16 protein-coding genes and 1 pseudogene are annotated in these 19,368 nt (G+C 65.8%); 6 read left to right on the top strand and 11 right to left on the bottom strand.

Going from position 1 to position 19,368, the window contains the following annotated elements:
* Positions 1-9: 9 nt before the first annotated feature.
* The 4 genes from DPV79_RS19520 to DPV79_RS19505 all read right to left on the bottom strand — a co-directional run bounded on the left by DPV79_RS19520 (position 10) and on the right by DPV79_RS19505 (position 4,485).
* Entirely contained in the window at positions 10-1,020 is a 1,011-nt protein-coding gene (locus DPV79_RS19520; RefSeq protein ID WP_059496945.1) for an ABC transporter permease, read from the bottom strand.
* 59 nt (positions 1,021-1,079) lie between these two features.
* Complete coding sequence (locus DPV79_RS19515; protein ID WP_113046237.1) at positions 1,080-2,720, bottom strand: ABC transporter substrate-binding protein; 1,641 nt, start codon at positions 2,718-2,720, stop codon at positions 1,080-1,082.
* A gap of 65 nt (positions 2,721-2,785) precedes the next feature.
* Positions 2,786-3,361, bottom strand: coding sequence for a GNAT family N-acetyltransferase (locus tag DPV79_RS19510; RefSeq protein ID WP_113046236.1), 576 nt, complete (start codon positions 3,359-3,361; stop codon positions 2,786-2,788).
* Positions 3,358-4,485 carry an MsnO8 family LLM class oxidoreductase gene (locus DPV79_RS19505; RefSeq protein WP_113046235.1) on the bottom strand — a complete coding sequence of 376 codons (1,128 nt, stop codon included), beginning with the start codon at positions 4,483-4,485 and terminating at the stop codon, positions 3,358-3,360. Before DPV79_RS19505 ends, DPV79_RS19510 begins: the two co-directional genes overlap by 4 nt.
* Positions 4,486-4,818: 333 nt before the next feature.
* Between DPV79_RS19505 and DPV79_RS19500 the strand changes: the two genes are divergently transcribed.
* The 5 genes from DPV79_RS19500 (at position 4,819) to DPV79_RS19475 (ending at position 10,025) form a co-directional block, all read left to right on the top strand.
* Positions 4,819-6,126: an NtaA/DmoA family FMN-dependent monooxygenase gene (locus tag DPV79_RS19500; protein WP_113046234.1), complete on the top strand. Its 1,308-nt coding sequence runs from the start codon at positions 4,819-4,821 to the stop codon at positions 6,124-6,126.
* A gap of 183 nt (positions 6,127-6,309) precedes the next feature.
* Positions 6,310-7,113: a transporter substrate-binding domain-containing protein gene (locus DPV79_RS19490; RefSeq protein WP_059496937.1), complete on the top strand. Its 804-nt coding sequence runs from the start codon at positions 6,310-6,312 to the stop codon at positions 7,111-7,113.
* A gap of 4 nt (positions 7,114-7,117) precedes the next feature.
* On the top strand, positions 7,118-7,852 hold the full coding sequence (locus DPV79_RS19485) for an ABC transporter permease (protein WP_113046233.1): 735 nt from the start codon (positions 7,118-7,120) through the stop codon (positions 7,850-7,852).
* The gene (locus DPV79_RS19480) at positions 7,849-8,619 is read left to right on the top strand and encodes an ABC transporter permease (RefSeq protein ID WP_021156913.1); all 771 of its coding nucleotides are present in this window, start codon (positions 7,849-7,851) and stop codon (positions 8,617-8,619) included. The genes DPV79_RS19485 and DPV79_RS19480 overlap by 4 nt, the downstream gene beginning before the upstream one ends.
* A 26-nt stretch (positions 8,620-8,645) precedes the next feature.
* The gene (locus DPV79_RS19475; RefSeq protein WP_113046232.1) at positions 8,646-10,025 is read left to right on the top strand and encodes an LLM class flavin-dependent oxidoreductase; all 1,380 of its coding nucleotides are present in this window, start codon (positions 8,646-8,648) and stop codon (positions 10,023-10,025) included.
* A gap of 114 nt (positions 10,026-10,139) precedes the next feature.
* On the opposite strand, the pseudogene DPV79_RS19470 reads toward DPV79_RS19475, so the two are convergent.
* Both DPV79_RS19470 and DPV79_RS19465 read right to left on the bottom strand, forming a co-directional pair.
* Positions 10,140-10,394, bottom strand: a pseudogene (locus DPV79_RS19470) (preprotein translocase); the annotation flags it as partial.
* A gap of 38 nt (positions 10,395-10,432) precedes the next feature.
* Positions 10,433-11,353, bottom strand: coding sequence for a LysR family transcriptional regulator (locus DPV79_RS19465; RefSeq protein WP_113046230.1), 921 nt, complete (start codon positions 11,351-11,353; stop codon positions 10,433-10,435).
* A 503-nt stretch (positions 11,354-11,856) separates the two neighbouring features.
* Between DPV79_RS19465 and DPV79_RS19460 the strand changes: the two genes are divergently transcribed.
* Positions 11,857-12,879 (top strand): formylglycine-generating enzyme family protein, encoded by a 1,023-nt coding sequence (locus DPV79_RS19460; RefSeq protein WP_124466815.1) that lies wholly within the window; start codon positions 11,857-11,859, stop codon positions 12,877-12,879.
* A gap of 390 nt (positions 12,880-13,269) precedes the next feature.
* Here the strand turns inward: DPV79_RS19460 and DPV79_RS19455 are convergent, their stop codons facing one another.
* The 5 genes from DPV79_RS19455 to DPV79_RS19435 form a co-directional block, all read right to left on the bottom strand.
* Complete coding sequence (locus DPV79_RS19455) at positions 13,270-14,016, bottom strand: glucose 1-dehydrogenase (protein WP_113046229.1); 747 nt, start codon at positions 14,014-14,016, stop codon at positions 13,270-13,272.
* A gap of 159 nt (positions 14,017-14,175) precedes the next feature.
* Positions 14,176-14,817: an HD domain-containing protein gene (locus DPV79_RS19450; RefSeq protein ID WP_021156918.1), complete on the bottom strand. Its 642-nt coding sequence runs from the start codon at positions 14,815-14,817 to the stop codon at positions 14,176-14,178.
* A gap of 66 nt (positions 14,818-14,883) precedes the next feature.
* On the bottom strand, positions 14,884-16,353 hold the full coding sequence (locus DPV79_RS19445; protein WP_113046228.1) for a catalase: 1,470 nt from the start codon (positions 16,351-16,353) through the stop codon (positions 14,884-14,886).
* A gap of 376 nt (positions 16,354-16,729) precedes the next feature.
* Positions 16,730-17,662 (bottom strand): helix-turn-helix domain-containing protein, encoded by a 933-nt coding sequence (locus tag DPV79_RS19440; RefSeq protein ID WP_165843535.1) that lies wholly within the window; start codon positions 17,660-17,662, stop codon positions 16,730-16,732.
* Positions 17,663-17,898: 236 nt separating this feature from the next.
* Entirely contained in the window at positions 17,899-19,365 is a 1,467-nt protein-coding gene (locus DPV79_RS19435; RefSeq protein WP_048022556.1) for an efflux transporter outer membrane subunit, read from the bottom strand.
* Positions 19,366-19,368 lie beyond the last annotated feature (3 nt).

Raw genomic sequence — 19,368 nt, 5'->3', positions numbered from 1 at the left:
GCCTCCGGTTCAACGCGGTGCGCGGCGATCGCGCAGGCGCGGATCGATCAGCAGGTACAGCAGGTCGACGGCGGTGCTGAGCGCGACGTAAATCGCCGCGGACAGGATCGCGATCGCCAGGATCACCGGCATGTCCTTCGACAGCACCGCGTCGACGGTTACCTTGCCGAGGCCCGGCCGGCCGAACACCTGCTCGGTGATGACGGCGCCGCTGAGCAGCCCGCCCACGAGCCAGCCGGCGAGCGTGACGGCCGGCAGCGCCGCGTGGCGCAGCGCATGGCGCACGCGCAGCGCGAGGCCGCCGACGCCCCACGAACGTACCGTGAGCGCATACGGCTCGTCGAGCGCGCGCTCGATGCCTTGCCGCAGCACGCGGCCGATCACTGCGCCCTGTGCGAGCCCGAGCGACAGCGCGGGCAGGACGAGCGACGCGAAGCCGCGATCGCCGGCCACCGGGAACAGCTTCAGCGTGAAGCTGAACACGAACAGCAGCATGATGCCGAGCCAGAACGACGGCGTCGACGCGAGCAGCAGCTCGACGCCGGATGCCGCGCGCCCCGCCCAGCGGCGACCGGCCGTCAGCACGGCGAGGCCGACCGCGAACGCGATCGTCACGACGAACGCCGCGCCCGTGAGCTTCAGCGTCGGCCACAGCTGGCCGAGCACGAGCGGTGCGACGTCGGTGTTCAGGATGTACGAGCGGCCGAACTCGCCGTGCAGCACGCGCCACAGGTAGTGCACGTATTGCAGCGGCAGCGGCTCGTCGAGTCCCCATTCCCGGCGGATCGCCGCTTCGATCTCCGGCGTGCTCAGCTGCTCGCCGATCAGGATGCCGACGATGTCGCCCGGTGCGAGATGCACGGCCGCGAACGACAGCGTGACCGCGGCCCACAGTACGAGCGCGCCGGTCGCGAGCCGCGTCGTGACCGGCGAATGCAGCCAGCGGCGCCAGGGGGCCGGCGAGCGTGCGGCCGGCAGCGCGTCCGGGACGGAGACGGGAGCGGAAGGCGAAGGGTTCATGTGCGATATCTCCTGTCGGTTTGGCGCGGCGTGCGGGGCAACGCGCTCGACGCGCCCGCCTACTTCTTGACCCACACGTCGTACGGGTTCTCGGGCATCTGCGCGAACGAGCGGAAGCGCAGCCCCTGGACGGCCTTCGCGGCGGCGATCTGGTCTTCGGGCTCGTACAGCGGCACCGCGTACGCCTGCTCGTTGATCGCGAAGTGCTGCAGCTCGCCGTACAGCTTCTTGCGTTCCGCGATGTTCTGCGTGCGTGCGGCCGCCTGCAGCCAGTGCGTCAGCTCGGGCGCTGCCGCTCGGCTGTAGTTCAACGCGCCACCGCGATCGACGGGCAGGTAGTGGCCTTCGATGTCGATGCCGTCCGGCGGTGTGTTCGAATTCGCGATCGAGCCGAACTTGCCGCTCTTGCGCGCTTCGACGTACGTGCCGTCGTCGACGTACTGGATCTTCAGGTCGACGCCGAGTCGCTGCCGCGCCTGCGCCTGCAGTGCCTGCAGCAGCACGTCGCGCTGGTCGCGCACCGTCGCCTGCGCCTGGATCACCGCGATCGTCAGCCGTTCGCCGTTCTTCGTGCGGTAGCCGCCGCTGTCGCGGACGTTCCAGCCGGCTTCGTCCAGCAACTGGTTCGCGAGCTTCGGGTTGTTGCCGTAAGTCTTTTCGATCGATGCGACATAGAGCGGATCGATCGGCGACGTGACGCCCCATGCACGCGTGCGCTCGCCGCGGTAGATCGACTGCACGATGCCTGTTGTGTCGAGGCCTTCCAGCAGCGCCCGGCGCACCTTCACATCCTGCGTGGGACCGTAGCCGACGTTCAGGAACAACGAGTAGGGCGTGCCGGTGTTGAGCGCGCGGCGGTAGGTGAAATCGGCGTTCTTGCGGATCAGCGCGGCGTCGTTGCCGGACACGCCTTCGATCACGTCGACCTGACCGGACAGCAGCGCGCCGGTGCGCACGGACGATTCGGGCAGGAACCGGTAGACGATCCGGTCCAGGTACGCGGGGCCCTGGTGGCCCGCCGTCGGCGGCGCCCAGCGATAGTCGGGGTTCTTCGCGAATTCGATTTCCTGCCCCTTGACGTAGCGGCGCAGGATGAACGGGCCGGTGCCCGCGATGTCGGGGCCGCCCGATTTCAGGCTCGGTCGGTCGAACGCGTTCGGCGACAGCAGCGGCAGCCGGCCGGCGAACGTCAGGAACGGCGCATACGGCGCATCGAGCGTGATCGCGACCGTGTGCTCGTCCGGTGTCTTCACGTCCGCGACGTGCGAGATCAGTCGCGCGAGCTGGCTGCCGGCGGAGTACGACAGTTCGCGCGCGTTCAGGAAATTGCGGGCCACGGCCTTCGCGTCGAACGGCGCGCCGTCGGTGAACTTCACACCGTCGCGCAGCGTGAACGTATACGTCTTGCCGTCGGCGGAGACCTTGTAGCCGGTCGCGAGCCACGGCACGTAGCTGCCGTCCGGCTTCTGTGCGAGCAGGCTTTCGTATGCGTTGCGCAGGAGCAGCTCGACCTTGTCCTGGCCGTTCAGTTGCGGGTTCAGCGTGCGCGGCTCCGTTTCGACGCCCCAGGTCAGCGCGCCTCCGGAGACGGGCGTGCCCTGTGCGAATGCCGCATACGGGAACGCGAGCGCGACCAGCAGCGCGGCCGAGGCGGTGCGGCGCGAAGCGCGGAGAGCGGAATCCGGAAATGCGAATGTCATGCGTGGCAGCCTTTCACGAGGTGGGTAGCAGGGGATGCGATGCGCGAAGCCCGGAGGGCGGGGCGTCACGCGTTTGCGTGGAACGGCACGTCGTGCGTGGTGGTATCGTCTGCCGCCGGATCGCGATAGAGCTCCGGGAGCAGGATTTTCCGCAGCCAGACGAGCGGCGTGCCGAGCGCATTCGTCGAGCGATCGAACGGCAGGTAGCCGTTACGTTCGTAGTACGGCTGCAGCCACGGATGGTTGGTCGCGGTCGCGAGATAGGTCGCGGGCGCCTTCACCTGCGCGGCCAGGAACCGCGATTCGACGTGCTCGATCAGTGCGTGCCCGAACCGCTGCCGCTTGAACGCGGGCGCGACCGCGAACCAGTGGAGGAACGGATACGGCATGCGGTGGCGTTCGCCGGATACCCATGGAAAGCGCACGGTCAGCGTGGCCGCGAGGGCCAGTCGGCCTTCCGGTGTCGTGCGTTCGAGCACGAACGTGGTTTCGCGCGCGACGGTCTGCGCGACGCGCTCGATCGGCGAGCGCGTGATCGTGAAAAGCACGCCCTGCTGCACGAGCGGCGCATACGCATCCTGCAGCAGCGCGTAAAGGGCCGGCACGTCGTCCGCGCCGGCGATGCGGATCGTATCGGTCATCGCGCGGTGCCCTCGAAGTCCGGTTGCGGCGTCGCGGCGCGCTCGCGCGATTCCCGCGCATCGTGCTCGTCGGCCGACGCCCCCGCCAGCAGTCGCAGCGACGCAATACGCGGTGCGGCATCGGCGAGCGGCGTATCGATGACGAATTCGTCAATCCCGTGGCGGCGATGCAATGCGTGCAGTTCGTGCAGCACGTCGTCGCGCGTGCCGTGCACGATTCGCGTTTCGCGCGGATCGATGCGATGCGGGCCGCCGCCTGCCTGCCGGATATAGGCGTGAGCCTGATCGAGGCTGCCGACGTTGACGGCAGGCGTGTCGCCCACCTGCACGCGAAAGCCCTGATGTCCGCCCGCCAGTTGCGCGGCCGCGTCGCGGGTTGCCGCGACGATCGCGGAGATCGCGAGCAGCGGCGTGCGGCCGCCGGATGCGCTGCGGTAGGCATCGAACGCGCGTTCCAGATCGGTCGGTGATGCGTTCAGATGCGACGCGTAGACGAACGCCCAGCCGAGCCGCGCCGCGAGCGCGGCGCTTTCCGCACTGGCGCCGAGCAGGAACGGTTGTGCGGGCTCGGGCGGGCGCGGCGTCGCATGCGGCGTGGCGTCATCCTGCCCGGTCGTATCGGCAGCCGTGGCCGGGCCCTGAAGATGACGATTCAGTTCGTCGGCCAGATCGGCGAACGACGCGCGCCGCGCGGGATCGTAGCCGGCCTGCAGCGCGCGCGTCGACAGCGGCAGGCCGCCCGGCGCCTTGCCGATGCCGAGATCGACGCGGCCCGGCGCCAGCGACGCGAGCAGGTTGAAGTTTTCCGCGATCTTGTACGGACTGTAGTGCTGCAGCATCACGCCGCCCGAGCCGACGCGAATGCGCCGCGTATGCGCGAGCACGTGCGCGATCAGGATCTCCGGCGACGGGCACGCGAGCGCGGCGGTGTTGTGATGTTCGGCGAGCCAGTAGCGGTGATAACCGGCAGCATCGGCGAAGCGCGCGAGCGATACGCTGCGCGCAAGCGCGTCGGCGGCCGTTTCTCCCGGCGCGACCGGGCTCTTGTCGAGCACGCTCAAGCGGAACGGCAACGCGGTCGAAACGGACGAATCGGAGTCTGAGCGGATGGCGTCGAACGTCATGATGAAGCGATCGGCGCGGGTCGAAACGGCCTGATCAACGGGTTTGGCATGCCGAATTATTTTGCGGCGCCGTTCGCACGGTCAAACAATCAAGAAGAATATCGAAAGCCGAAAATATTCGTTCCGGCCGACCGGGGGGCTTGCATTATGGTCGTTGACTGCGCGTCGCCACGCGGCGTGCGCCCGGTGCCTGCCGGGCGATGCGGGGCCACGATGCCGACACGAAGTGTCAGATCGAACGGAATCAAGAGGAATGCAGATGAATAACAAAAGCGTACTGCGTGATACGCGAACCCTCGCTACGCGCCATCGCGCGACGAACGGAGCCGCGTCATGAGCGGCGCACGTAGACGGTTGAAGACGCTCGTCGGCGCGGCGAGCGTGCTGTACGCACCCGGCGATGCGGATGTCGTACACGGTGTGCGACGTGCGGCGTCGCTCGCACGCAAGGCGGAAGCCGAGAAGATCACCGGCCTCTTTACCGCCGACCTGCTGCAGGCCGATTCGGCCGGCCTCGCCGGCACGACGGGCAGCCAGGAGCCGATCGTCGCGCTGGCGGCGCTGAGCCAGGCGACGTCGGCGATCGGCCTCGTCGCGACGGTGTCGACAACGTATCACCACCCGTACAACCTCGCGCGGCTGATCGGCACGCTCGACCACGTGAGCGGCGGTCGTGCTGCGTGGAACGCGGTGACGTCGTCGGTCGGCGAGGAGAATTTCGGCGATGCGGCGCTGCCCGACCCCGAACGGCGTTACGCACGTGCGGCCGAATTCGTCGAGGTCGTCAACGCGCTGTTTGACGCGAACGATCCGGGCGCGACGCGGCGCGGGCAGGGCGGTGGCATCTCGGTCGATCCGCGCAAGCTCGGCGCGATCGACTATCACGGCGAGCACTTCCAGGTGCAGGGGCCGCTGAACGTGCCGCCGTCGCCGCAGCGCCGGCCGGTGCTGTTTCAGGCGGGTCAGTCGGCCAGCGGCGTATCGCTCGGCGCGAGGTACGCGGAGGTTGTGTATACGTCGCAGCCGACGCACGAAGATGCGCGCGCATTCGTGGCCGAACTGCATCGGCAGGCCATCGCATTCGGCCGCGGCGACCGGCTGCCGCTCGTGATGAACTCGTTCCATTCGGTGATCGGCGAATCCGATGCCGACGTCGCGCGACGGTTGCGCGACAAGCATGAACGTATCGATTACGAACAAGGCAGGCTGAAGCTCGCCGACATGCTCGGCGGCGTCGTCGACCTGCGCGACCTGCCGCTCGACCAGCCGTTGCCGGCGTCGCTGCTGCCGGCCATCGACAGCGTGCATCGCCGGCGCGGGCGGGTTGCGATCTTCGTCGGCTATGCGCGCCAGCGGCTGACGCTGCGCGAGCTGATCGTCCGCGCGCAGGAGACCGGTCACTGGTTCGTCGCCGGCACGCCGGAGCAACTCGCCGATGCGATCGAGGCGCGCTATCGCGCGGGACTCGTCGACGTGCTGTCGCTGCACGGGCTCGGCCAGCCCGACCAGGAAGACCTGCTGCTCAACGGCTTGCTGCCCGAGTTGCGGCGTCGCGGCCTGCTCGATACCGACTACGTGGGCGGCGATTTCCGCGCGAACCTGGAGTTGCCGGCTTTGCGGCGCGAAACGGCGCTGGCGTGAGCGGGCGAACGGCCGAACGGTGCACCGTGCTTCGCGTTCGGCGGTGCGCCGTTGCGCCATATCGCGCGATCAGATATCCATCGAAAAAATAACCATTTGGTACACGCTTGCGCGCGCTTTACAGTCTGGCCTCCTGCCGGCTGCAACGCCGGTCGTTTCGACGTTATTTCAGAAATTCGCCACATGAATCGTTTGATGCGTTCCAGGGTCCGCCGTGCCGCGGCCGCGCTGTTCGTACTCGGCCTCGTGCCGGCTTCCCATGCAGCCCAGCCGACGTTGCGCGTCGGCATCGACGCCGAGTCGTATCCGCCGTTCTTCTCGAAGGACGCGGCCGGCAAGTGGAAGGGCTGGGAAATCGACCTGCTCGATGCCGCATGCGGCAAACTGAACGTGCGGTGCGAACTCACCGACATTGCGTGGGACGGCCTGATTCCGGCATTGCAGAACCGCAAGATCGACGTGATCTGGTCGTCGATGACGATTACCGGCGAACGGCAGAAGGCGATCGATTTCAGCCGTGCCTATTACGAGTCGCCGACGGTGTTCGTCGGCGCGAAAAGCGACCGGCGCCGCGTCGATTGCGCGGTGCCCGCGAGCTTCAAGGGCCGCGTGATCGGCGTCGAGGCCGGCACGAACTTCTCGGCGTTCCTCGACTCCCGCTTCAAGCCGGACGCGCAGATCAAGGCCTTCGACAAGTTCGACAACGCGCTCGCGGATCTGGTGTCCGGCCGGGTCGACTACGTGCAGGAAGGCAAGGGGCTGTTTACGGCATTCCTCGCGTCGCGCGACGGCAAGGACTTCGAGGTCAAGGCGACCTGCGCGGACAACCCGGTGCTGGGCCTCGGCATCGGCGCGGGCGTGCGCCAGGGCGATGCGCTGCGCGGCAAGCTGTCGACCGCGATCGCGCAACTGCAGCAGGACGGTACGTGGGATGCGATCACCGCCCGCTATCCGAACCTGAAGGGCACGATCGAGAAGGGCCGCTGACGCGATGGCCGCGGACGATTCGCTGCTCGCGTTGCTCGCATTCGGCGACGGCGGTTATGGCCGCGTGTTCGCGGGCGCGTTCGCGCTGACGTTCGGCGTCGCGGCAGCGTCGTTCGGCACCGGCGTGCTGCTCGGCATCGCCGGCGCGCTCGGCAAGCTGTCGCGCCACGCGCCGCTCGCGTGGCTCGCGCGGCTCTACACGACGCTGGTGCGCGCGCTGCCCGAGCTGTTGTGCCTGCTGCTCGCGTTCTATGCGCTCGCGCCCGCCGTCGAGGCCGCGCTGCACCGCGGCGGCCTCGTGCCCGAAGGCTTCGCGTTCCCGCCGTTCCTCGTCGCGGCGCTGTCGCTCGGGTTCATCCAGGGTGCGTATCTGACCGACATCTTCCGCGCAGCGCTCGTCAACTTGCCGGCCGGGCAGATCGAAGCCGCGCATGCGTACGGGATGACGCCGTGGCAGACGTTCGCGCGAATCCGGCTTCCGGCCGCCGCGCGGCTCGCGTTGCCGGGCACGGGCAACGTGTGGCTCAACGCGACCAAGGATGCGTCGTTCATCAGCGTGCTCGGCTCGTTCACGGATCTGCTGAAGGCGAGCCAGCTCGCGGCCGGCGCGACGCGCCACTACGTATTCTTCTATCTCGTCACGGCCGCGCTGTTCCTGTTGCTGAGCATCGTGTCGACGGGACTCTTCGCGGCGCTCGAGCGCCACGCGAACCGTGGCACGAGGCGCGCAACCGCATGATCTTCTCGCTGCCATTCCTGCTCGACACGGTGATGCCGAAGCTGCTCGCCGCGGTGCCGACGACGCTCGCGCTGACCCTCGTGTCGGGCGCGGCCAGCGTGCTGCTGGGCGTGCCGCTCGCGCTCGCCGCCGGCGCGCGCCATGCGCCGCTGCGCTGGTCCGCGCGCGGCTGGATCATGCTCATTCGCGGCACGCCGCTGCTCGTTCAGCTCTATTTGCTGTACTACGGATTCGGGCAAATCGTGCCGCGCGAATGGATGCGCGACAGCTGGGCATCGCCGCTGCTGCGCGACGCGTTCTGGTACGCGATCGTCGCGTTGAGCGTGAACGAGAGCGCGTATGTCGCGACGATCCTGCGCGGCGCGATCGCCGGTGTGCCGGCCGGCGAGATCGAAGCCGGGCACGCATACGGCATGACGCGCGCGCAGGTGCTGCGCCGCATCGTCGGCCCGCGCGCATGGCGGCTCGCGCTGCCCGCGCTCACCGGCGAGGCGATCCTGCTGCTGAAATCGACCGTCCTCGCTTCGACCGTGACCGTGTTCGATGTGATGGGAACGGCCAATACGCTGCGCTTCGAGACGTTGCGCGTGTACGAACCGCTGGCCGGCGCGGCGATCGTCTATGTGGTACTGGTCGCGCTGCTGATCATTCCCGCGGGCCGTTTCGAGCAGCACGTCAATCGCTACCTTACGCGTGCGCCGGACGAGCGCACGCCAGCACGGCGCCGCCGCCGCGCGTCGTCGGGTGCGCGGGCCGCGACCAACTGATTCCTTTCCTGATACCGATTTCTACGATGTCCGATCCTCGCCCGTTGCTGTTTTCCCTGTATGAACAAGCCAGTGTCGGTTGCGGTGGCGCACCAAGCCTGTGGACCCACCCCGCCGATGAACGGCTGCGCGCCAATACGCTCGCGTTCTGGTCGAACCTCGCTCGCACGGCCGAACAGGCCGACCTCGACATGCTGTTCTTCGCGGACGTGCTCGGCCTGTACGACGTCTATGGCGGGTCGGCCGATGCCGCGCTGCAGTGGGCGGTCGAGTCGCCCGCGAACGATCCGATGATGTTGATTCCGGCGCTTGTCGCGCAGACCGAGCGGCTCGCGTTCGGCGTGACCGCGAGCACGACCTACGAGCATCCGTTCGCGCTCGCACGCCGCTTCAGCACGCTCGATCATCTGAGCAACGGCCGGATCGGCTGGAACATCGTGACGTCCTACCTGACGAGCGCTGCGCGCAACTTCGGGCTCGAACGGATGATCGGCCATGATGAACGCTATGCGCGCGCGGAGGAATTCCTCGACGTCGTGTACAAGCTGTGGGAAGGGAGCTGGGCGGACGATGCGGTGGTCGCCGACAAGCAAGCGCCGCGCTATGCGCGCGGCAACCGCGTGCGGCCGATCGCGCACGAAGGCACGCACTATCGCGTGCAGGGGCCGCACGTCTGCGCGCCCTCGCCGCAGCGCTCGCCCGTGCTGATCCAGGCCGGCTGGTCCGGGCGGGGGCGCGAATTCGCGGCGAAGCACGCGGAGGTGGTGTTCGTCGCGAAGTCGAATCCGCACGAGATTCGTGCGGGCCTCGACGAGATTCGCCGGCTGGCGACGGAGCGCGGCCGCGCGGCGGACGATGTGAAGTCGCTGACCGTGCTGCGGATCGTGACCGCGCGTTCGTCGATCGACGCGAAGGAGAAATACCACACGCTGCAGCAGCACTACCACCAGCACGCGCAACTCGTCAGCTATGCGGGCGATACCGGCATCGACATCGACCGCTATGCGGACGACGAACCGCTGACCACGCACACGGAAGGGCTCACGTCCTATGTGGTGCGGCCCGACGGCAGCGGCAAGCCGCTCACAGCCGGTGACGTGCGGCGCAAGTTCGCGAGCGTCACGCGTGGCACCGACCTGATCCTCGTCGGCTCGCCCAGCGAGGTCGCCGATCAACTCGCCGAGCATGCGCGCCAGTCGACGACGAGCGGCTACATGCTCAATCCGCTGATCAGCCCGGGCACGCTCGACGATTTCGCCGAGCTGATCGTGCCGGAACTGAAAAAGCGCGGCCTGTACCGCACGACGGCGCCGGCCGGCACCTTCCGCTCGCGGCTGAGCGGCCGCGACCGCCTGCCGGACACCGCGCATGGCGCGTCGTTTCGGCAATCCGCCATCCCCATCTGACGGACGGTGACGCGCCGGTCGTTACGGACCGGCTATCAGGGGAGGGGCGCGATGTGAACCACGACGTGCCGTTCCGGCTGTAACCGCGCCGTGCCCGCCATTGGAAGCGTCTGGAACGTCTCGACGTCGCGCTTCAACTTGTCGGGCTTCGTGGGCAGCTTGCTGTTCTGCCCGCGATTCGCGCGGATCGTTACCGTCGTCGACCAACGTCTTGAGCCGGGTGGTTTCGGTGCGTGCCCGGCCCAAATCCCGGGTCCGGATATTCCCGATGGTCGGGCGAACCGTTTTGCCGAACAGACGCGACTCGAAGATGCAGGATCGTGCACGTGCGGCCGTGACGCGAAGTCCGGGGCCAGGTGCTTTCGCATCCGGCGAGTCGGCGCCGAGGTGCGAGACGGGCATCTGCTTCAGGCAGCGATGCGGCCCGCGCTGAAAAGCCTGGATATCAGATCGACCTGATCCAGTTGTTCGATCCACCATCTCGACGCACGCCCTGTCTTATCCTCGCGCCAGCCGAGGTAGCAGTTCGTGTGCGACCGCACGCCTGTTACCTGGCACTCCACGAGCTTGCCCTGGCGTATCAACTCCTCGGCGACGGGCGCGGGCAGCATGCCGACGGCCATGCCTTCGCAAAGGAGGTCGATTTTGGCGGCCAGGTTCGGTACGACGATGACCGGTTGTCCGTCACGAATGGCCACCGATCTCGGCTCGAGGTCACGCGACGTATCGCTGATGATGACGCCGCGGTGACTTGAAATTGTGCCGCTGTCGAGTGGCTTTTCGTTCACGGCAAGCGGATGATCAGGCGCCACGACAAAAGCGTGACGTAACAGGCCGATGGGCCTTGCTGCAATGTTGGGCGCGTGTGGCGGCTCTCCCGCGGCGCCGATCGCGATATCCGCACGCCCCGTCACGAGCGCGTCCCAAACGCCGCCGAGCACTTCGGTCGATAAACGGAGCCGTGTCGTCATATTCAGTTCGTAGAAAGCACGCACGTACGGCCATAACGAAGGCAACGGAAGAATCTCGTCGACGCACAGCCTGAGCTCAGCCTCCCAACCCGCATGGACGCTTCGAACCTTGCTCTCCAGATTCTGCCCGGCTCGCAGCAAACGACGACCGTCCTCGACGAGCAGTTGCCCAGCCTCCGTCAGCTGCGCACGCCGGCCGTTGCGATCAAACAGGGCGACGCCAAGATCAGCCTCTGTCTTTTTCACCAGGTAAGTCAGTGCAGACGGTACGCGATGAAGCAGCGAGGCCGCTTCCGCGAACGTGCCAGTCCGGTCTATGGCATCGAGCACTTCGAGAACTTCAAATGACAATTTCAAAGCGATGACCTGTTAGATACGCCTCTGATGATCGACGCAGGGCTTGGGATGCCGCTTGGTCGAGACTTCCCGCGCGGCTGCGGCTACTTGGCACGCTCGCCGTCGTGGCTCAGGCGGCTGCGGGGGGCGCCATTTTGGCAGCCGCCAAGACGCTTTGCCACTGGTTCCTCAAATCACGCACGTCAGCCTGGCTGGACTTTGGGGGCATTGATACGAGGTGTTCAGGGACGAAAACGTCGGGCACAAGTCTATCAATGCCGGAGTTCAATCCATTCGGATTCGAAGGGCGGTAGCAGGGTGGCGAACGTCTGGCGCTATTCGGCCAGTTATGGACATCCGCCATTGCGCTCCACATCGCCGACAATTCGACCTGTAACGAACACCATTCGTGACAGTTTTTGGCAGTCTCGCCCGCGATTGCGACTTATCATTTCTGGGGCCGAGTTAGAGTCATACCATTTCACGGCAAAAAGACACAGTCACTTCACCAAGAGAGTTCAGAGATGGCTTTGTATGATAATTTTTCCGAATGGCAGCATGCATCGCCTTCTCAACGAGAGCACGCATCGTACGAACTTGCACAAGTGTTGCCCACCGGGTTTGCTTTCGACGCGGTTCGCTCATTCGAGCTCGCGGGCCGACAATGTGAAATAGCTCAGTTCACTCTAGGGACAGCACGTTTCTCGCTAATTCCGGGCAACACCGTCCAATTAGGCTTTGATGTAGCCAATTGGACACCGACACCCGACATGATCGAAAGCTGGCGGGATACCGCTCAGGAATACGGCATCGAAGAATCGTTGCACGATTATGTCGACGCCCGTACCAGCGAGATCAGGACCGCAACAGTGGCTCCGCTACTGGTCGAAAATCAATACGCGGAGGTGGGCTGGCGGCAGATCGATTCCTCAGATGCAGAAGTGCAGGCGCTGTTGCAGCAGCATCCGCGCGGCGTGACCAGCTTCGGTGACGTCACCACCCGTGTGACAGTCACCGATAGCGGTCACATCATTGCTGAGCGGGCCGATGAGAACGACCTGTCACATGCGGCAATTGCGACGAACTTCATCGAAGCGGGATTCCGTCTGCCGACTCCGGACGAATGGGAATATCTCTGCGGTACTGGCGCGACCACGCTGTTTCGGTGGGGCGATCATGTGCCCTGCGATCGCTATCCAACCGACATCAGCCCCGAGGAAGCCACGTGGCGACGCCAGTGGGCTCTCTCCTCCGGCCAGCTTGAACGGCCAGAGGCTGGCTTTCGTCGTGACTGGGAATTCCATCGCGTCGCGAACGCATTCGGTCTGCACATTGCCTCCGATCCGTACAAGATGGAGTTGACGACCCAGGCAGGACTGACGTTCGGCGGCGACGGTGGGGGCGCCATCTGCGGCGGAACAGGCTTTCTGTCAGGCTGGCTACCGCTGGCAAGTGCATGGAACGATCCCGATGTCTGTCAACATGCACCTGATGTAGAAATTTCGCTTGGTTATACCGTTGCCCGGCGCGTTTTGCCTTTGACATGAATCCCGCTTGGGCAGTTGGCAATGCAGAATGCGTCTGGATAAAGCGTACGTGCGTTGAGAGGGCAAATAGAAAGTTGAAGCTTTAAGCCGCGATTCGAATGGCTGCTTTGTGGCGGCAGGGCAATACGGAGCATGATGTCGAGCTGGCGATCGCAAACGGCTCGTCGCACCGGCGTCCGCCGGTTTTCAGCGTGGCGGCGAGCAGCGACCCGCGCATGCGGGTCACGCTTCTGGAAGTGTGGGCATCGTCGTTTCGTTTCAGCGACTGCAGTCGTCACGCTTCGATTTCACGCGGCAACGTACTGAACCGCGGGCGATCCGGAACGACCGTCACATTTCTGTTTGTCGATGTCGAGGCCGACCGTACGCCCGCGGTTTCGCGAACCTGCGTCAGCGCATGCCGCCACTGGCGACGATGTGCTCGCCCGTCAGCCACTTTGCGTCGTCGGAAGCGAGGAAAACCGCAATCGATGCGATGTCGTCCGGTCTGCCCACGCGCCCGAGCGGCGTCTGGCTGACCGCCGAATGCTCGAACTCCGACCCGATCACCCCGGCGCTTTGCGCGCCTTCGGTCACGATCACGCCCGGATTGATCGTGTTCACGCGAATACCGCGCGGCCCGAGTTCACGTGCGAGCGCGCCGGTGATGGAATCCACCGCGCCTTTCGTGCCGCTGTAGACGGCGGTCGTCGCCGGTGTGAGCGTCGAGACGACCGAGCTGACATTGATGATGCTGGCGCCTTCGCTGAGGTGCTGGACGGCGGCCTGTGTCGTGAGCAGGACCCCGAGCACGTTGATGTCGAACTGCCTGCGGTATTGCGCTTCCGTGAACGCTTCGATCGGTGCGAACTCGTAGACGCCCGAGTTGTTGACGAGGATGTCGAGGCGGCCATACGTTTCGATCGCCGCATCGACGATGCCTTTCGCGTCGGCCGCCTTCGACACGTCGCCGCCCACGGCAACGGCTTTCCCACCGGCCGTGGTGATGGCGGACACGACGTCGTCCGCGCCGGCCTTGCTGCTTGCGTAGTTCACGACGACCGACGCGCCGTCTGCCGCGAGCGCCTTGGCGATGGCGGCGCCGATACCCTTCGATGCACCGGTTACAACGGCGACTTTCCCTGCAAGCTTGCCCATGATGTTCACCTCAGTGTGAATGATTCCGTTGATGGACACCGGCCTGCCGTCTCGCACGATGCGATCGCCGGTGTTTTCTGCCTATGCGGACCAGCATGCGGTCGCGATCGGTTGGCGCGGCGCGACTGGCCGGGCATCGATGCGCGGGACACCGCATCGTCAACCCGGCCATGCCGAGTTGCGGATGACGGAACAGAAATTCCCCCGATGAAAATGAGGCTCCTTGTCGGCGATCACGTCGGCTTTCACGTTGCCGAACGTGGTCTCCGGTTTGTGCTTGATGCCGTTGTAGAACGCCTGAATGATCTCTTCCTTGAAGTGCGGCGGACGCGGATGCGCACGCGTCACGGCTTCGCGTTCCTCGTGCGAGAACGCGTGGTATGAAAGTCCGAGCACATCCATCTCGACCCCGGCGGTCACCAGTGCAACGACCGGGTGCATATGGCGCGGAATGCCCGGCGTGGTATGCAGCGCAATGGCCGTCCAGACGAGATCGATGTCGGCCGCGGTGATGCCCCGGCCCGAGAGAAACTCGCGGGCCGCATTGGCTCCGTCGACTTCGAAGCGTTCGGTGGCGCTGCTGTACGCGCCGGTGAGGCCGATGTCATGGAACATGGCGCCCGCGTACAACAGTTCCGGATCGAATTTCAGGCCGCGGCGCGCGCCCTCCAGGGCGCCGAACAAATAGACGCGGCTCGAATGATGAAAGAGCAGCGGGGTGGACGTGTCGCGCACGAACTCGGTAATTTCCCGCGCAAGCTGACTGTCGGGCACGGCGACATCCTGAATGACCTGCGACATGACGGTTCTCCATCGAAATGTGAGCGGATGCCGGCGTCGTGGCGGACGCCGCACGCGCATGGCCGGCTACTTCGTCGCAGTCGTTGCCCCGATTCTTGCCAACGCGTCGCGAACGCCCGCGCCGTACTCGGGGTCGGCCTTCGCGCAATTGACGATGTGGCGCTCCTGGATATGCGCGTGGACGGAGGCCATCTGGCGAGCGGTGTTATCGAACAGCAATTGTTGCTGCGCCTGGCTCATCAGGCGAAACAGATTTCCGGGCTGCGCGAAGTGATCGACGTCCACGCGGTGGTCCCAATGTGCGGCGTCGCCTTCGATCCGCAGCGGCGGCTCGTGAAGATCGGGCCGCACTTCCCACTCGCCGGAACTGTTCGGGTAGTAGGACGGTGTGCCGCCGAGGTTGTCGTCGGTGCGCATGGCGCCGTCGCGGTGGTAGCTGTGGAAGGGGCACTTCGGCGCATTGACGGGAATGTGATTGAAGTTCACGCCCAGCCGATAACGTTGCGTGTCGCCATAAGAGAACAGCCGCGCCTGCAGCATCTTGTCCGGCGAAAAGCCGATGCCGGGCACGACGTTCGCGGGCGAGAATGCCGCCTGCTCGACCTCGGCGAAATAATTGCCCGGGTTGCGGTTCAATTCGAGCACGCCTGCCTCGATCAACGGGAAATCGCTTTTCGGCCAGACCTTGGTCAGGTCGAACGGGTTGAACGGCAGCGCCCTGGCTTCATCGTCGTTCATCACCTGAATGAAGAGGGTCCAGCGCGGGAAGTCGCCGCGTTCGATACTTTCGTAAAGGTCGCGGCCATGCGTTTCGCGATCCTTGCCCACGAGCTGTTCGGCTTCGCCGTCGGTCAGATTCGCGATGCCTTGCTGTGTACGGAAGTGGAATTTCACCCACGTTCGCCGATTGTCGGCATCGACGAGGCTGAACGTATGACTGCCGAATCCATGCATGTGGCGATAGCTGCGCGGGATACCCCTGTCGCTCATGACGATCGTGACCTGGTGAAGCGCTTCCGGCAGGAGCGTCCAGAAGTCCCAGTTGCTGTTTGCGCTGCGCAGTCCCGTGCGCGGGTCGCGCTTGATCGCATGGTTGAGATCGGGAAAACGCAGCGGGTCACGGAAAAAGAACACGGGCGTGTTGTTGCCCACGATGTCCCAGTTTCCTTCTTCCGTATAGAACTTCACCGCGAAGCCGCGGATGTCGCGCTCGGCATCCGCGGCGCCGCGCTCGCCGGCGACGGTCGAGAAGCGCATGAATACCGGCGTTGCCTTGCCGACTTCCGAAAAGAGTTTTGCCTTGGTGTAGCGCGAGATGTCGTGCGTCACCGTGAATACGCCGTGCGCGCCCGATCCTTTGGCGTGCATGCGTCGTTCGGGAATGACCTCGCGGTCGAAGTGCGCGAGTTTCTCGATCAGCCAGATATCCTGCAGCAGCGCGGGACCGCGCGGGCCGGCCGTTTCAATGTTCAGATTGTCGGTGACGGGCGCACCCGTTGCGTGATCAAGACGCGTAGACGTATCGCGATTCTTCATGCGTCGACTCCAGGAGGGTTGGGCGGACCGGCGCAGCGCCACGCCGTTTCGGGGCGGGCGGCCGCGCGGGGCTTTACGGGAAAACCTACGTGCTGTCTCGGCAGGTGCGCCGAAATGAAACGGCCGGACCGCGATGGCCACCCGATCAACGAGTGACGAGCCACGGAGGCATCGGCGATTCGATGTGAGAGAAGCGTACCTGCGGGGTGCCCGCGCGATCTTGTATAAAACAACGATTCGTTGGACGATTCGCGGACGAGCGTCGAATACCGGGGGCAGTGGCTGAATTCGGATCGGGAGGCGGGGGGGCGTGGTGAGTCGACGCGTATCGAGCGGGCGCACGCGCGCCGCTCACGACGTTTGCATTTGTCCGGTGCTATCGGTTCCGCTGCGCCCAGTCTTTCGGCCCGCATCCCTCGAGACGCGAGAACACGCGTGAAAAATGACTCTGGTCGAAAAATCCGCAGTCCGATGCGATGCTGGCCAGGCTCGCATCGGTTTCCCGCAACAGCGATTTCGCGCGCTCGATACGGCGCTTGAGCAGCCACTGATGGGGCGTGCTGCCGGTGGTCTGCTTGAAGGCTTCGCCGAAGTAGCTGGTGGAGAGATTGCACTCGCGCGCGAGATCGGCGATCGACGGATTGTCGTCCAGGTGGGACGCGAAATAATCCTCGATGCGCCGCATCTGCCACGGAGCGAGTCCGGAGCGGCGTGGCCGGAGTGCCGGATCGGCTCGGCCATAGCGTGTGACGACGTGTTCGCAAAACGCCAGCGCGAGGTAATCGATGAACAGCGCACTCGTCAGGTCGGGCTGCTGCAGGACCGCCTGCAGCGTATGCGACAGACTGAACAGCACCGGGTCGCTGGCGCCGAGATGCGGCTGCACGAGCCCGCCTATGCGCCGGCGCCGTTTTTGATCGGTGAACTCCTCGATCGCGCCCTGGGCCAGATAGAGCCGCATGGTATCGAACGGCATGTCGAGACGGCGCGTCGGGCTCGCGCGCAGGTCGAGCAGATAACAACTGCCGGGACTGCACGATGCGGAAGCATCGAGGTTGCCGCTCGAATAACGGAGGCCGGGATCGGGGCCGACTATCAGCGGCATCTGGAAGACAAAGGCTTCTTCCGGTTGCGGCGTGAGCGAGCGCCCCGGTTGGGGCCGCGGGTTGATCAACCGGGTGAACGAGATCGGTTGCCCGTGGGAGAAAACGCCGGCCCGTACGGTGGGCGCATCTCGCAGGAGAAACCGTCTGGCGAGCGTGTCGTCTGCAACGGGTTGCCCGAAATCGACAGGATCCTTGTCGTTCATTCTTCGCGCCCTGGAGTGCGCCCGTACGGGCATTGCGTGCCTTTACCCGACGGCGGGTTCAAACGAAATCAGGCCCAATTTAGCGCAATTCGATGACGGCCGCGCGATCGGTGCTGTGACGCGCGAGACGCTGCTCGATTGCGGGCGCGACGCGCACGGCAATGGTGCGGTTCGCACTCGCGCGAACCCGGAAAGTGCGCGGGTTTCGTCGCGCGCGCCAATGCTGGGCGGCTTCGTCAGCGTGAAGTCAGCGATGTCTGCCCGACGTGCGCTGCCGGATCCCAGCCGCCGCCGAGCGCCTTGAACGTCGAGATCGCCGCACGTGCGGATTCCGTTTGTGCTTGCGCACGCGCGTCGGCGGCCTGGAGCAGCGTCTCGTTGGCGTGCAATACGTCGATGAAACTCGCCGCACCGCTGCGGTACGCGGTCATCGACGCATCCTTGGCGCGGGAAAACGACGACTCGGCATGCGACAGCGTGGCCGCCTGCGCCTGTCGGTTCACCAATGACGAGAGCGAGTTTTCGACGTCCTCGGACGCGCGGAGCACGGCCTGCCGATAGGCCGCGAGCGCTTGCGCGTCGGCGCCTTTCGCCGCTTCGACATCGGCGCCGATGCGTGCGAAATCGAACAGGCGCCAGCGTAGCCCGACGAGGCCGGCCGCCTGGTTGGCGCCGCCCGAGAACAACGTGCCGGTGGCGGCGGCGGTCGCGCTGCCGAGGAAGGCGTTCAGCGAGACCGTCGGGTAGTACTCGCCGATCGCGGCGCCAATGCGCGCATTGGCCGCGGCGAGGTGACGTTCGGCGGCGATCAGGTCGGGACGTCTTTGCAGCAGATCGGCCGGCGTGCCCATTTCCGCGAGCGACGGCGCAACGGGGATCACGGACGGCGGGCTCAGCTCCGCGCGGTGCGTGCCGGGAGGGGAGCCGAGCATCACGTCGAGGGCGTTCGACGCTGCATCGAGCGCCGCGAGCAGGACGGGCACGCCGGCCTGAACCTGGTCGAGCGCGCCTTGCGCCTGCTGAACCTGATAGTCGGCCGCCGCACCCTTCGAATACAGGAGTTTCACGTCCGCGAGCAGCGCCTGCTGCGTCTGCACCTGCCGGGTCGCGATGTCCAGGCGAGTCTGAAGCCCGCGGATCGTGACGTAGATGTCAGCGGTCTGGGCCGCGACGGCAAGGCGGGTGGCGACCGCCGCCGCCTGCGTCGCGGAGTAATCGGCGAGCGCGGCTTCACGCTGACGGCGCAGACCGCCAAAGATGTCGATCTCCCAACCGGCCTCCAGGTTGGTTTCGTACTCGGTGCCCCAGCGCGCGTAACCCGGCGTGGCATTGAGCAACTGCCCCAACGGCGTGTCGACGGACTGATAGGCACGGGCCGCCGACGCGGAAACCGAAGCCGACGGGAGGAGCGCCGCGTTGGCCGTGCCGAGGCGCGCACGCGCCTGAGTGATTTGCGCAACGGCCTGGGCCAGGTCCAGGTTCTGCGCCAGCGCCAGCGAAACGTAACGCGTGAGCAGCGGGTCGTTGAAGCTTTCCCACCACGCGGACAGATCGGCAACCGGAGCCTTTGCCGTGCCGGCGGGCGGCTGGGTCATGTAGTGCTGCGCCAGCGGCGCATCCGGGCGGTGGTAGTCGGGACCCACGGCGCACGCCGAAAGGGCGGCGACGCTGGTCAGGAGAACAAGTGAACGGTGCAAGGGCATGAT

It is taken from the genome of Burkholderia reimsis, assembly GCF_003294055.1.
In the GTDB taxonomy this organism is placed as follows: Bacteria; Pseudomonadota; Gammaproteobacteria; order Burkholderiales; family Burkholderiaceae; genus Burkholderia; species Burkholderia cepacia.
This window is presented reverse-complemented; position numbering and strand designations above follow the sequence as displayed.